Source organism: Bacillus sp. 105MF (genome assembly GCF_000374885.1).
Classification (GTDB): Bacteria; Bacillota; Bacilli; order Bacillales; family Bacillaceae_G; genus Bacillus_A; species Bacillus_A pseudomycoides.
Genome location: NZ_KB895588.1, coordinates 44,300 through 59,246 on the forward strand (window position 1 = coordinate 44,300; position 14,947 = coordinate 59,246).

9 protein-coding genes and 1 pseudogene are annotated in these 14,947 nt (G+C 38.2%); 9 read left to right on the forward strand and 1 reads right to left on the reverse strand.

Annotated elements, in window-relative coordinates; all coding sequences use genetic code 11:
• Positions 1-12: 12 nt before the first annotated feature.
• The 7 genes from C564_RS0124515 (at position 13) to C564_RS0124545 (ending at position 13,074) form a co-directional block, all read left to right on the forward strand.
• Positions 13-1,629 (forward strand): (2,3-dihydroxybenzoyl)adenylate synthase, encoded by a 1,617-nt coding sequence (locus C564_RS0124515; RefSeq protein ID WP_018767200.1) that lies wholly within the window; start codon positions 13-15, stop codon positions 1,627-1,629.
• Between the two features lie 46 nt (positions 1,630-1,675).
• Positions 1,676-2,596, forward strand: a complete 921-nt coding sequence (locus C564_RS0124520; protein WP_018767201.1) for an isochorismatase — start codon at positions 1,676-1,678, stop codon at positions 2,594-2,596.
• 14 nt (positions 2,597-2,610) lie between these two features.
• Positions 2,611-9,765, forward strand: coding sequence for an amino acid adenylation domain-containing protein (locus C564_RS0124525; RefSeq protein WP_018767202.1), 7,155 nt, complete (start codon positions 2,611-2,613; stop codon positions 9,763-9,765).
• Positions 9,762-9,983, forward strand: coding sequence for an MbtH family protein (locus C564_RS0124530; protein ID WP_016114820.1), 222 nt, complete (start codon positions 9,762-9,764; stop codon positions 9,981-9,983). Before C564_RS0124525 ends, C564_RS0124530 begins: the two co-directional genes overlap by 4 nt.
• A 2-nt stretch (positions 9,984-9,985) precedes the next feature.
• Positions 9,986-11,440, forward strand: coding sequence for an MDR family MFS transporter (locus tag C564_RS0124535; RefSeq protein WP_003197626.1), 1,455 nt, complete (start codon positions 9,986-9,988; stop codon positions 11,438-11,440).
• A 172-nt stretch (positions 11,441-11,612) separates the two neighbouring features.
• Positions 11,613-12,377: a 4'-phosphopantetheinyl transferase family protein gene (locus C564_RS0124540; RefSeq protein WP_026008698.1), complete on the forward strand. Its 765-nt coding sequence runs from the start codon at positions 11,613-11,615 to the stop codon at positions 12,375-12,377.
• A gap of 148 nt (positions 12,378-12,525) precedes the next feature.
• Complete coding sequence (locus C564_RS0124545; protein WP_018767204.1) at positions 12,526-13,074, forward strand: hypothetical protein; 549 nt, start codon at positions 12,526-12,528, stop codon at positions 13,072-13,074.
• Positions 13,075-13,107: 33 nt separating this feature from the next.
• Here C564_RS0124545 and C564_RS0124550 read toward each other — a convergent pair whose 3' ends face one another.
• Positions 13,108-13,380: an HU family DNA-binding protein gene (locus C564_RS0124550; protein WP_018767205.1), complete on the reverse strand. Its 273-nt coding sequence runs from the start codon at positions 13,378-13,380 to the stop codon at positions 13,108-13,110.
• 238 nt (positions 13,381-13,618) lie between these two features.
• Here C564_RS0124550 and C564_RS0124555 point away from each other — a divergent pair, with 238 nt between their 5' ends.
• Together C564_RS0124555 and C564_RS33775 are read left to right on the forward strand one after the other, a co-directional pair.
• Positions 13,619-14,383, forward strand: coding sequence for a DUF3891 family protein (locus tag C564_RS0124555; RefSeq protein ID WP_018767206.1), 765 nt, complete (start codon positions 13,619-13,621; stop codon positions 14,381-14,383).
• 39 nt (positions 14,384-14,422) lie between these two features.
• Positions 14,423-14,935, forward strand: a pseudogene (locus tag C564_RS33775) (DinB family protein).
• Positions 14,936-14,947 lie beyond the last annotated feature (12 nt).

Consider the following 14,947-nt stretch of genomic DNA (forward strand, 5'->3'; position numbering starts at 1 on the left):
GGGGGATAAATGATGTTAACAGGATGCCAGGAGTGGCCAAAGGAATTTGCAGATCGATATAAAGAAGAGGGGTGCTGGCGCGGAGAGACCTTTGGAGAGATGCTGCGAGAACGTGCGATGAAACATGGTGACCAGATTGCAGTGACAAGTGGCGAAAAACACTTAAGCTATAGTGAACTAGATAAAAGAGTAGATCAATTAGCTGCAGGATTTCTAAATTTAGGAATTAAACAAACGGATCGAGTAGTTCTTCATTTACCAAATATTATGGAGTTTTTCGAAGTCTGCTTTGCGCTTTTTCGAATTGGTGCAGTTCCAGTTTTTGCTTTGCCGTCACACCGAAGTAGTGAAATAAGCTATTTTTGTGAATTTGCTGAAGCGACTGCTTATATTATTTCTGATAAACAGCTTGGATTCGACTATCGAAAACTTGCAAGAGAAATAAAAGAAAAAGTTCCAACGTTGCAACATGTAATTGTTGTAGGAGAGGCAGAGGAATTTGTAGGAATTCGTGATCTTTATATGAATCCGGTCAATCTGCCAGAAGTAAAATCTAGTGATGTAGCTTTCTTGCAATTATCAGGCGGAACAACAGGATTATCTAAATTAATTCCCAGAACACATGATGACTATATTTATAGTTTAAGAGTGAGTGCTCAAATTTGTAAATTGGATCAAGATAGTGTGTATCTTGCTGCGCTTCCAGTTGCACATAACTATCCGCTTAGTTCGCCGGGGACTCTTGGGACGTTATATGCAGGTGGGCAGATTGTTCTAGCTTCTGGGGGAAGTCCAGATGAAGCGTTCTCTCTTATTGAGAAGGAACGTGTCACAATTACAGCACTTGTGCCCCCCCTTGCAATGGTATGGCTTGACGCAATAGCTTCACGCAATAATGATCTATCTAGCCTGCAAGTTTTACAGGTAGGCGGTGCAAAGTTTAGCGCGGAAGTGGCCAAGCGTATACGCCCGGCATTCGGTTGTACATTGCAACAAGTTTTTGGTATGGCCGAAGGGTTAGTGAATTATACGAGACTTGATGATGCAGAAGATATCATTATTCATACGCAAGGAAGACCAATGTCAGAGTTTGATGAAGTTCGTGTAGTTGATGAATATGATAATGACGTAGAGACAGGTCAAGTGGGGAGTTTATTAACTCGTGGACCATATACAATCCGTGGATACTATAAAGCTGAAGAACATAACGCTAAATCCTTTACTTCGGATGGTTTTTACCGCACAGGCGATCTTGTCAAAATAAATGAGCAAGGTTATTTAGTGGTTGAAGGACGCGATAAGGATCAGATTAATCGTGGTGGAGAGAAAGTTGCGGCTGAAGAAGTTGAAAATCATCTGTTAGCTCATGCAGCGGTACACGATGTTGCAATGGTATCTATGCCAGACGATTATTTAGGTGAACGTACTTGTGCTTTCGTTATAGCTCGCGGGGAAACACCGACTGTAGGGCATTTGAAAATGTTTTTAAGAGATCGAGGAATTGCGGCATATAAAATTCCAGATCGAATTGAATTTATAGACTCGTTTCCACAGACTGGTGTCGGAAAAGTGAGTAAGAAAGAATTACGGAAGGCAATTGCTGAAAAACTTAAATCTACCATGAAGTAATAAATGACAAATAAATATTCTTAACAATTCGAAAGGAAGTGATTAGATGGCTATTCCAGCTATCTCAGTATACCCAATGCCATTAGAGTCAGATTTACCAAATAATAAAGTAACGTGGAAGCCAGATCCGAAACGTGCTGTTCTTCTTATTCATGACATGCAAGAGTATTTTCTTGATGCATATCATGCAGAGGAATCACCAAGAGTAGAACTGATTTCAAATATTCAATCTATCAGAAAAACATGTAAGGAAATTGGTGTTCCTGTCGTTTATACTGCACAACCAGGTGGACAAACGCCAGAGCAAAGAGGATTATTGCAAGATTTTTGGGGGGCAGGTATTCCTGATGGGCCTCACAAGAAGAAAATTGTAGATGAGCTCACTCCTGATGAGGATGATATTTTCCTTACAAAATGGAGATATAGTGCTTTTAAGAAAACAAATCTTCTAGAGATTTTACGTGAACAAGGGCGTGATCAGCTTATTATTTGTGGGGTTTATGCACATATTGGATGTCTTTTAACGGCATGCGAAGCATTTATGGATGGGATACAACCATTCTTTGTCGCTGATGCGGTTGCTGATTTTTCACAAGAACATCATAAACAAGCTTTGCAGTACGCATCTGATCGATGTGCAGTAACTATAATAACGAATTTATTATTAAAAGATTTACAAAGTTTAAAAGAAACGTCTGCAGCAGAAGAAAATACAGGATTCACATTACAATCGGTACGTGAACAAGTTGCTGAATTGCTTCGTGAATTACCAGCAGATATTGGAGATAACGAAGATTTATTAAATAGAGGGCTTGACTCAGTTAGAATTATGAGTTTAGTAGAGAAATGGCGCCAAATAGGTGTAGAAGTTACATTTGCAGATTTGGCTGAGCGTCCAACAATTTATGACTGGTTTAATTTGGTGTCCTCTCAAGAGGAAAAGGTGCTATCAAATACAGATAGATAAAGGGGTAAATACGAATGTCTCATTGTCAAAAGGTTCGTCATTCATTGTCAGGTGCGCAAACGGGTATGTGGTTTGCGCAGCAACTTGATCCAAAAAATCCAATTTATAATACGGGTGAATACATAGAAATACATGGTTCAGTTGATGTGAAAACATTTGAATTAGCTGTGCGTAAAGTTGTAATGGAAGCTGAATCTTTACATGTTCACTTTGAAGAAGATGCGAAAGGGCCATGGCAAGTTATCGATGATTCACCTGAATTTCATATGCATATTATTGATGTTAGTACTGAAGAAAATCCCCAAAAAGCCGCTGAAGCGTGGATGCAAGTGGATTTATCTACGCCAGTGAATCTGAAAAAGGACAAGCTGTATACGGAGGCGCTTTTTAAAGTCGCTTCCAATCGTTTCTTCTGGTATCAGCGCATCCATCACATTGTGATGGATGGATACGGATTTTCTTTACTTGCGCAAAGAGTAGCAAGAGTATATACGGCATTCATGAATAATCAATCGTATGATGAGAGATCATTTGGTTCTTTATATACCATTTTAGAGGAGGATGCTGCGTATCGTGCATCGGAGCAATTTGAGAAAGATCATAGCTTTTGGTTAGAACGGTTCCAAGATCAACCAGAAGTAGTAAGTTTAGCGGAACGTGCTCCTAGAACATCGAAGACATTTCTTCGCCAGCCAGCACATTTGTCTCGTTTAAGTACAGAATCTTTGCGGAAGGTTGCACATGATTGTAATGCGAATTGGCCGGATCTTATCATAGCTGCAACTGCGATTTATATACATAAATTAACAAGTGCACAGGATATAGTTCTAGGTTTACCGATGATGGGACGTTTAGGATCAGCATCGATCAATATCCCTGGTATGGTCATGAATGTAGTCCCGCTCCGCTTGTCTATAAGCTCTAATATGAGTCTTGCTGAAGTTGTCGGGCAGGTTTCTAATGAGGTTCTTGATATTCGTTTTCATCATAAGTATCGTCATGAAGAATTACGCCGAGATCTTAAATTATTGGGAGAAAATCAAAGGTTATTTGGTCCAATGATTAATGTGATGCCATTTGACTATGCCTTGAGTTTTGCAGGAAATCATGGGGTTAAACATAATCTTTCGGCAGGACCGGTTGATGATCTTTCAATAAATGTGTCAAACGAGTTTGAAGGAAATGGCTTAAGGATTCATTTTGATGCAAACCCTGAAGTATATAGATTAGAAGAGTTAATAAATCATAAAAAAAGATTTGTGAATCTTCTGGAAGATATATCAGATCTTCAGGTAGATTCACCGATTGGAAAACTGGAACTCTTACTTCATGAGGAACGAAAGCATTTAGTAGAGTGGAATCAAACAATGAAAGAAAGTTCATTCGTAAGTGTACCTGCTCTCATTGAAAAACAAGTAAGTAAATCTCCTGATTCTATTGCTGTCATATGTGATGGAATAGAACTTACTTATAAAGAATTAAATGAACAAGTAAATCAACTTGCTCATTTCTTGTTAGAACGAGGAGTTCAATCTAAGGAATTTGTAGCGTTAGCATTTCCAAGATCTGTAGAGATGGTTATCGGAATGTTAGCGGTTCTTAAGACAGGAGCAGCATATTTACCAATCGACCCAGAATATCCAGAGGATCGAATTACGTATATATTAAGCGATGCTAAGCCTGCTTGTATCCTAACACATTCTTCTGTTTTAGGTGATTTACCGAATGGGGATCATATAACAAGAGTTGTGCTTGATAATCAGGATACAAAAGAAGAGTTAAGTGGATACCAGAAAAATAACCTAGATTCATTTGATGGAGAAGCACCCTTAAATCCTGCGTATACAATTTATACTTCGGGGTCAACAGGTAAGCCAAAAGGTGTCGTTGTGCCGATGCAAAGCTTAAGCAACTTTTTATTGGCGATGCAAGATCAATTCTCATTACATGTAAATGATCGTTTGTTGGCTGTTACAACCTTTGCGTTTGATATTTCAGCTTTAGAAATTTATTTACCACTTATTAGTGGAGCAAGCGTTCAAATTGCCCAAAAAGAAGCAGTTCAAGATTCTTCAGCATTAACAGAAATCATTCAAAAGGAAAACATCACAATTATGCAAGCTACACCAACACTTTGGCATGCGCTTGTAACAGATTATCCAGAAAGATTAATAGGACTTAAAGTTCTTGTTGGTGGTGAGGCGCTTCCATCGAATCTAGCGTCTCGGTTAAAAGAATTAAATTGTCATGTTACAAATCTTTATGGACCAACTGAAACAACAATTTGGTCAACTTACATGGATATGAATGAAGAAGAGAGTGGTACACCTTCTATTGGAAGACCAATTTGGAATACTGAAGTATATGTACTAGATGCAGGTTTACAACCTGTACCACCTGGAGTGGTGGGAGAATTATATATTGCTGGTACGGGGCTTGCCAATGGATATTTAGGAAGACCAGAATTAACAGCTGAACGATTTGTTGCTAATCCATTTGGGAAACTTGGTACACGAATGTACCGTACGGGCGATCTTGTTAAATGGCGTAAGGATGGTTCGTTAGATTATGTGAGTCGTGCAGATCATCAAATTAAGATTCATGGATTCCGTATCGAGTTATCTGAAGTGGAAACTGTATTATCTCAGCACCCTCATGTTGAGCAAGTCGTTGTAATCGTTCGAGAAGATCGACCTGGCGATAAACGTTTGGTTGCTTACATTGTACCTGATGCTGATGGAAATCTTGACCTTGCAGAAATTCGAACATATGCAGGAGGGAGCCTACCAGGTTATATGATACCGTCAGCAATTATGATGATGTCTGAATTGCCATTGACACCGAACGGAAAGATTAATCGGAAAGTGTTACCAGCACCTGACTTCAATTTACTTGTTAGTGAACGCGTAGCTAGAAATCCACAAGAAGAAATTTTATGTGATTTATTTGCGGAAGTGCTTAGCATAGCGCGGATTGGAATCGATGATAACTTCTTTGAAATAGGCGGACATTCTCTGTTAGCTTCCCGGTTAATGGGACGTATTCGTGAAATATTAGGTGTGGAATTAGGCATTGGAAAACTATTTGAATCACCTACAGTCGCTGAACTTGCTAAACAATTAGATAGCACACAGAGTGCAAGGTCAGCTATTCAGAAAGTAGAGCGTCCAAGAGAAGTTCCTCTTTCTTTTGCACAGCGTCGTTTATGGTTCTTGAATTGTTTAGAAGGTCCAAGCCCAACTTACAATATTCCAGTAGTCATTCGAATGTCTGGTGAATTAAATCGAGAAGCTTTACAAGCTGCATTTTATGATATCGTCGATCGACATGAGACACTTCGAACTATTTTTCCTAACATGCTTGGTACGTCACATCAGCAAATTTTGGAGACAAATGAGGCAAATCCTACTTTAATTGTTACGCAGACTACTGATTCAGAATTACCTAAAGTACTTGCTGAAGCTGTAAGATATAGCTTTAATCTTGCAGAAGAGCCAGCTATCCGTATGGAGCTTTTTGAAATAAATCCGGATGAACATGTGTTACTTGTATTATTGCATCATATTGTAGGGGATGGATGGTCATTAAACCCATTGTCAAGAGACATAGCAACTGCGTATCAAGCACATTGTAAAGGTGAATCAGTTCAGTGGAAGTCACTGCCAGTACAGTATGCCGATTATGCCCTTTGGCAACAAGAACTATTAGGAAATGAGAGTGCACAAGATAGTCTCATTTCACAACAAATTGAGTTTTGGAAAGAAGAATTGAAGGGGTTACCAGCCCAACTTGAGTTACCTACAGATTATCAACGTCCTGTGGAAACGAGCTATTGCGGAGAAACGATAGATTTTCATGTGAATCCAGAGTTACATGAACGATTATTAGAGCTTGCTCGTAAAAATGGTGTTAGTTTGTTTATGATCCTACAATCCGGACTTGCTGCATTACTTACACGATTAGGGGCTGGAACGGATATTCCAATAGGTAGTCCAATTGCTGGGCGTAGTGATGATGCGCTTGGAGATATTGTCGGATTGTTCGTAAATACACTCGTTTTACGTACAGATACGTCTGGAGATCCTAGCTTTAGTGAACTGTTAAGCAGGGTGCGTAAAGTTAACCTTTCAGCATATGAACATCAAGATGTTCCATTTGAAAGACTTGTTGAAGTGTTGAACCCTGTGCGTTCGAGAAATAGTCATCCACTATTCCAAATTATGTTAGCTTTTCAAAATACACCAGAGGCTACACTTGATATACCGAATCTAGAAACGCATCTTGAGATTAAGAGTGTTGGTTCTTCGAAGTTTGATATGACGATAGAAATAAGTGAACGTAGTACGTCTGAAGGTCAGCCAAATGGATTACATGGTTTACTTGAATTTAGTACAGATTTATTTAAGCGTGAGACAGCTCAGAAACTTGTGAGTCGTTTCATTCATTTATTAGAAGACGCAGTAGAAAATCCAGAACAACCTATTGGGCGTTTGGAAATTTTGGACGAAGAAGAGCGTCAAACAGTACTTAAAAAATGGAATGCCGGCTTTCAAATTGCGCCTGAAATGACCTTACCGGAATTATTTGAGAAACAAGTTCGCTTAACGCCAGATGCAACCGCTGTCGTAGTTGAGGACACTACGCTAACTTATGAAGAGTTAAATAAGAGATCGAATAAACTTGCACGTCTGTTAATTGAAAAAGGAGTAGGTCCAGAGCAAATAGTTGCTTTAGCGATACCAAGATCTGTTGATATGGTTGTGAGTTTGTTAGCAGTTTTGAAAGCGGGGGCAGGATATTTACCGCTAGATCCTGATTATCCATCGGATCGAATTTCATTCATGCTAAGTGATGCTAAGCCTGTCTGTATGATTACGAACACACAAGTGACAATAGAGAGTGCAGAGACCGTAACGATTGTAGTAGACGATTTAAAAATAATGGAGACATTAAACAAATATGGTGAAGAGAATATAGAAAATGTGGAACGAATACAGCCACTATCACCTGTACACATCGCTTATGTAATTTATACATCAGGTTCAACAGGAAGACCAAAAGGTGTAATGATTCCTCATCAGAATGTTATAAGGCTGCTTGGGGCAACTGACCATTGGTTCCAATTTGATTCGGAAGATGTTTGGACAATGTTCCATTCTTATGCTTTTGATTTTTCAGTTTGGGAAATTTGGGGGCCGCTATTGTATGGGGGACGTCTTGTTGTCGTACCACACACTGTGAGTCGTTCACCTAGAGAATTTTTAAATCTGCTTGTCCAGGAAAAGGTAACAGTTTTAAATCAGACACCATCAGCATTTTATCAACTTATGCAAGCAGATCGCGAAAATGTTGAATTAGGGCAGAAACTTTCCTTACGATATGTCGTTTTTGGCGGAGAAGCACTGGAATTAAGTCGTCTAGAAGATTGGTATAGTCGTCATCCAGAAAATTCGCCTAAGCTTATTAATATGTATGGTATTACAGAAACAACTGTACATGTAAGCTATATCGAGCTGGATCAAAATATTGTATCTTTACGAGCAAACAGCTTAATAGGATGTAGTATACCAGATCTTAAAGTATACGTATTAGATAATTACTTACAACCTGTACCACCAGGAGTGGTAGGAGAAATGTATGTTGCAGGAGCAGGGCTTGCTCGTGGGTATTTAGGTCGTGCAGGGTTAACTGCGGAACGATTTATAGCAGATCCATACGGGAAACCTGGTACTCGAATGTATCGTACAGGAGATTTGGCGCGTTGGTGTCAAGATGGCACATTAGACTATATCGGTCGTGCAGACCATCAAATTAAGATTCGAGGTTTCCGAATTGAACTTGGCGAAATTGAAGCCGTTATTATGCAGCACTCTCATGTTGAACAAGTAGCTGTCATTGTACGTGAAGATCAGCCTGGTGATAAGCGATTAGTTTCCTATATTGTTTCGACAGAACATGTAAACATTGATACAGCTGAAATGCGCCATTATGTAGGACTTAGTCTACCTGATTATATGGTACCATATGCTTTCGTTATGATAAGTGAATTACCTTTAACTCCAAATGGTAAGTTAGATCGTAAAGCATTACCAGCACCTGAATTCATGGTATCTACGATAAGCCGAGGACCAAGAACACCAAAAGAGGAAATTTTATGTGATTTATTTACAGAGGTTTTGAATTTACCTCGAATTGGCATTGATGATGGTTTCTTTGATCTTGGCGGTCATTCCTTACTTGCTGTGCAGTTAATGAGCCGGATCAGGGAAGCGCTAGGAGTAGAGTTAAGTATTGGTAGCTTATTTGCGGTACCGACAGTTGCAGGGCTTGCTGAAATACTTGAGATGGGGACGAGCCAAAGTGCGCTAGATGTAATCTTGCCATTAAGAACAAGCGGTGAAGAGTTACCTATGTTCTGTGTACATCCAGCAGGTGGACTTAGCTGGTGTTATGCAGGATTAATGAAGTCTTTAGGAAGCAATCATCCAATTTATGGTGTACAGGCACGCGGCATTGCGAAAAGTGAAGAACTTCCAAAATCATTAGACGAAATGGCTGCTGACTATCTTGAGCACATTCGTGAGATACAGCCACATGGGCCGTACAGGTTGTTAGGTTGGTCTCTCGGAGGAAACGTTGTTCATGCAATGGCAACTCATTTGCAAAATCAAGGAGAAGAAGTTGAACTGCTTGTTATGTTGGATTCTTATCCCGGTCACTTTTTACCAAATACAGAAGCGCCTAGTGAGGAAGAAGCGCTTATTGCCCTACTTGCATTAGGAGGATACGATCCAGATAACATGGATGGAAAACCACTTGATATGGCAAACGCTATTGATATACTTCGCAGGGATGGCAGTGCATTAGCGAGTCTGGAAGAGGAAACAATTTTGAACTTGAAAGAAACATACGTAAATTCTGTTGGTCTTTTAGGAAAGTATGTTCCAAAACAATTTCATGGAAACCTTGTATTCTTTAGATCAACAATCATACCAGAATGGTTTGATCCGATTTCTCCAGATACATGGCTTAGTTATATAGATGGGGAAATTGAACAATATGATATTGATTGCCGACATAAAGATTTATGTCAGCCAGGACCACTTACAGAAATCGGACAAGTATTAGCTAGTAGACAGCAAGCGATGAAAGGGGTAAATAAAGTATGACGAATCCATTTGAAAACGATAACTTTATGTATAAAGTGTTAGTAAATAAGGAAGGCCAGCATTCTGTCTGGCCAGCCTTTCTCGATGTACCAGCCGGGTGGGATGTTGTTCATGAACAAGATAGTAGACAAGCTTGTCTTGCGTATATCGAATTACACTGGAGTGATATGCAGCCAAAGAGTCTTCACTCACTTGAGTGCGTTTCAGTAGGGGAGTAGTAATGAATTTGAAGCTGAATCCGAAAATTGTTGTTAGTGTTGTATATGTAACGGCTATGTTTATGGCTGCTATGGATGCAACGATTGTAAATGTAGCTCTGCAAACGATTAGTCATGAACTACAAGTTCCACCTTCAGCAATGGGGACAGTTAATGTTGGATATTTAGTAAGTTTGGCTGTGTTTTTACCTATTTCTGGGTGGCTTGGAGATCGGTTTGGTACAAAGCGAGTATTCCTAATTGCTCTTTCTGTATTTACAGCTGCTTCCGCGCTATGCGGAATTGCTGATAATATTACTGCCTTAAATATATTCCGTATCATACAAGGTGCTGGCGGAGGATTATTGACGCCAGTAGGAATGGCAATGTTATTTCGAACATTTTCACCACAAGAAAGACCGAAGATTTCTAGGTTCATCGTCTTGCCTATTGCTGTTGCGCCTGCAATAGGACCAATTGTTAGCGGGTTCTTTGTGGATCATATGTCTTGGCGCTGGGCATTTTATATTAATCTACCGTTTGGAATAGTAGCTTTACTAATTGGTGCGTTATTTTTAGTAGAGCATATTGAAAAAACTGCTGGGCGGTTAGATTTACCTGGTTTTATGCTTTCCGCACCAGGATTTGCAATGTTGATATATGCAATGAGTCAAGGGCCATCCAAAGGATGGGGTTCCTCAGAAATAATAGGGACAGGATTAGGTGGACTTTTGCTTATTATTCTCTTTGTATTTGTTGAACTTCGTGTGAAGCAGCCGATGCTAGACTTATGTTTGCTGCAAGATCGTTTATTTCGGAATATGAGTCTCATTTCGTTATTTTCGGCTGCTGGATTACTAGGTATGTTATTTATATTCCCACTTATGTATCAAAATGTATTACATGCGTCGGCACTAGAAACAGGTCTTACAACATTTCCAGAAGCAATCGGGTTAATGATTGCTTCGCAAATTGTGCCTTTGTCTTACAAAAGACTTGGGCCACGTAAGTTGATTTCTACCGGTTTGCTATGTGCAGCGATTATATTTGTTGTTTTAAGCTTCGTGAATCAGGAAACAAACCCTTGGCTGGTCCGTATTCTATTGTTTGGCATAGGATTTTTCCTAGGTCATTCTGTAGGAGCTGTACAATTTTCAGCTTTTAATAATATTCATCCGTCTTCAATGGGGAGGGCGACAACTATTTTTAATGTGCAAAATCGATTAGGTTCCGCCATCGGTGTTGCAATTCTTGCAAGTCTTTTAGCAGCTTTTGGAAATCATGATGTAAGTGGAGCAGGAAATGAGAGTGCTAGTATTGTAGCGTATCAAATGGCCCTGCTTGGTGCAGCTGTATTCCTATTCATAGCATTATTATTTGCATTACGTATTCGTGATGCGGAAGTAATAGATACATCAAAGAAAAAAACGTCAGTCCAATCAAATGAAGCTCATTCAAAAGCAGTTGCAGGTGAATAAAGGAGGAAGAATCTGCCCAGGTGTAATAATAAATCTGGGTAGGTTTCTCTATTACAATAGCAATGATGAAAAGTGAGAAGGGGAAATGTTAGTAGGGATATTTGCTGAAGGATGGAATAGGTTCTATACTTTTCTTAGTATGAATATTGGATATAAAAAGGGGAGAATTTTTATGAAAGATTGGGAGATTGTAGATTCCGTACCAGAGTTAAGAAGTCATCACTGTCAAGTATGGTGGGCGCGAATTTCAGACTTGCAATCTTGGCACTATAGTTTATTAAATGAAACGGAGCGTGAAAAAGCAAATTTGTTCCGTCATTCTGAGGACCGAGCAAGATTTATGATTGGATGTGCAATTAGTCGATTGGTACTAGGAAAACAACTCGCAATGTCTCCGCTTCAAGTACCAATCGATCGAACCTGTTCAGTTTGTAAGCTAGCGCATGGACGTCCGCAATTACCTGTAGGCATGCCGCAGCTATCTGTGTCACATTCAGGAGAACGAGTTGCTGTTGCGTTTACAACATCTACACCTATTGGTATAGATGTAGAACAAATAAATTCTAATATTGATGTACTTAAGATGGCAGTAGGAGTATTAACAGATATAGAAATTGCTCAGTTAATGCAACTGCCAGTTGAAAGGCGAATTGAAGGGTTTTTAACATATTGGACGCGGAAGGAAGCGATACTTAAGGCTACTGGAGAAGGGTTAATGATGTCACCTTCTAATCTTACTGTATCAACTCCAGATCATTTACCGGAACTCCTTGTTTTTCAGGATAAGTCACAGCTTGTTGAGACTACAACTTTGATGAATTTGCAACCTGGCTCAGGCTATGTTGCTTCAATAGCTTTATTAAACAAAGATGTAACAGAAATGAGGCAGTTTGATGCAGGAACACTTTTAGAGAGTACTAGACTTCTCCTTCGTTAATGGATAGTAATTCTTCAATTGACGAAGGTGTGTATCAATAATCGATAATAGAACAGTTACCTACTGATATTTTTCGTATGAAGTAAGTTTAGGAATATGTTCACTTGAGTGGCTGCTAGATTATATAAATATAGAAGAGGTGTTAGTCATGTTAGTAATGGAAAATAGAAGAAGAGAATTGGCTGATGCTACAGTAGTTAAAATGGTTAAAGATTTATTGTTTTCTAAAGAGACGTCATCTATTACGTCTTTAGAAAATATTGTGAAAGATATAGTTCAGTTCAATGTTGTGGAACAAGAAATGTTAGATAGGGAATATATTCCAAAAGAAGCGAGAAGCTTTTTTGATAAAAATGGAACATTTCTTTACCGAGTTTCATCCATTAGTTACAAAGGAAAGGTGTTATCTGAAAATCTAATTTTTACTGATACCTCACTATTACCAAGTGAAATTGTGAAAGAGTTAGAAGACGGAAACGTTCCTATTGAAAACCTAGTTGAGCAAATGGAAGTAAGAAAAAACATGCTATATCAAGGATATCAGCCTTCTGGAAATATTATTGAACTGTTTGATGGCTGCTTATTACAATCTAGTATATACCCTACGAGAAAATATCAAATCGTAAGCAACTGTAGATGCTTATTTTATATTTGTGAAGTATATCATGAGGATAATATATATGCGGTCATGAAATAAAACAATAAACCAGCCTAATTGGCTGGTTTATTGTTATTTTACAGCTTCTTTTAATTCTTTTCCGGCTTTAAAGGCAGGAACTTTACCAGCTGCAATTTGAATTTCCTCACCTGTTTGTGGGTTTCGGCCAGTACGTGCAGCTCTTTCCCGTACTTCGAATGTGCCAAAACCAATAAGTTGCACTTTGTCACCAGTTTGTAAAGCATTCGCAATTGTATCAAATACAGATTGGACAGCTGCTGAAGCTTCCTTTTGGGAGATATCGGCAGTTTGGGCTACATTTTTAATTAATTCAGTTTTGTTCATTTTTTTCACCTCATATTAATTTTTTGTCTAAGTCTATTTTTGGAATGAGTGATATGATAGAGAAATTTTTGTTAATGTAAAATATTGATAGGATTGCATTGTTATCTTAATTTCGGTGAAAGAGGCGGAATCCCTGCAAAGTATGAAGGAATTTATTTGAATTGTTTCTTGAAAAAAGAGGATATATATAGATTATAGTACAATCGATATATAAAATAGAAGTAAGGAGGATTCTATAATGATTATTCGCACAAAGCTAGAAGAATTAATAGTAATTCGGCAGCATGATCATGGTTTTTTGGCAGGAGAATTTGCAAAAAAATTTAGAAAAGATGTATTTGAAGATAAAACATATTTAAAAGAGTGTATTGATGCGATTTATGAACATGATAGGGGATGGATTGGCTTAGATACAACGCCAATTTGGAATGATGCTAAAAATTCACCTTATACGTTTATGGATTGTCCAAGTTCATTGAGATTTGTTTTTTATACCTTAGGGTTGAATGAGATTGAACATACAAATCCTTATGGTGCTATACTTTGTAGTAAACATTTCATATCATTTCCTCTTAATCAAGAAGACGATGAAATGATAAAGTTTTATAAACAGGAATTGGATCGTCAAAAGAAATTTTTGAAAACGTTAACAACAGAGCAGTATGATATGTTCGATATACACTATAAACTTTTAAAGTTTTGTGATGAGCTATCGTTATATGCTTGTATGAATGAACCTGGTGTAAAGAAAGAAAAAGAAATTGATTTATTTAAAGAGGGATTTGAAGGAACTGAAACTTTTAATAAGAACACAAATGAACGATTAAAGGCAGAGTGGTTAGATAAAGAAACGATTCGTATTACACCGTTCCCTTTTGAAGGCGAGTTTAAAACGTATGTAAAATATAAATCTGTGCTAGCGAATAGAATAGAGGAGATTGGTATTGTTAAGGCGGATAAGGAGGTAGAATCTCAGAAATTAGATTTATATTTTGTGAGGTAAGAATGTAGTTACGTGAAAATAAGGAAAGGAGAATAGAATATGAAACAATATATGATAAAACAATTTGATTATCATACATGGGCAAATAAAAGAATACTTGAGCATCTAAGGGAGCTCCCTTAAGAGGTGTATTATCAAGAAGTTCAAAGTGTATTTCCTTCTATAGAAAAGGTACTGATTCATATTTATGTAGTGGATTGTGTATGGTTACATGTTTTAAATGGTAAAAGTATGGCTGAAGCGTTACAGGTAGGAAAGGAGTTACAAGAGCAAGTCGAAAACAAAACAATGGATGAATTGAAAAATCTGTTCCACAAAGTAACGCAGCAGTATAAAGTGTTTTTGGATAAACAAAAGGATATGAATCAGGTAATTCTACTTGATAATCCATACGCTGGAAGATTAAAAACCTCTGTATCTGAATTAGTGCAGCATGTTGTAAATCATGGAACATATCATAGAGGAAATATAACAGCTATGTTGCGGCAACTAGGTTATCCATCTACTATGACGGACTTTGTATTTTATTTACATGCAGAACAAAAATCTTAATGGAGAAAATGA

What these genes read in the sequence shown, in the direction of transcription:
- C564_RS0124515 (WP_018767200.1), top strand. Translation starts at nt 13, where the DNA reads ATGTTAACAGGATGCCAGGAGTGGCCAAAGGAATTTGCAGATCGATAT.
- C564_RS0124520 (WP_018767201.1), top strand. Translation starts at nt 1,676, where the DNA reads ATGGCTATTCCAGCTATCTCAGTATACCCAATGCCATTAGAGTCAGAT.
- C564_RS0124525 (WP_018767202.1), top strand. Translation starts at nt 2,611, where the DNA reads ATGTCTCATTGTCAAAAGGTTCGTCATTCATTGTCAGGTGCGCAAACG.
- C564_RS0124530 (WP_016114820.1), top strand. Translation starts at nt 9,762, where the DNA reads ATGACGAATCCATTTGAAAACGATAACTTTATGTATAAAGTGTTAGTA.
- C564_RS0124535 (WP_003197626.1), top strand. Translation starts at nt 9,986, where the DNA reads ATGAATTTGAAGCTGAATCCGAAAATTGTTGTTAGTGTTGTATATGTA.
- C564_RS0124540 (WP_026008698.1), top strand. Translation starts at nt 11,613, where the DNA reads ATGAAAGATTGGGAGATTGTAGATTCCGTACCAGAGTTAAGAAGTCAT.
- C564_RS0124545 (WP_018767204.1), top strand. Translation starts at nt 12,526, where the DNA reads ATGTTAGTAATGGAAAATAGAAGAAGAGAATTGGCTGATGCTACAGTA.
- C564_RS0124550 (WP_018767205.1), bottom strand. Translation starts at nt 13,380, where the DNA reads ATGAACAAAACTGAATTAATTAAAAATGTAGCCCAAACTGCCGATATC.
- C564_RS0124555 (WP_018767206.1), top strand. Translation starts at nt 13,619, where the DNA reads ATGATTATTCGCACAAAGCTAGAAGAATTAATAGTAATTCGGCAGCAT.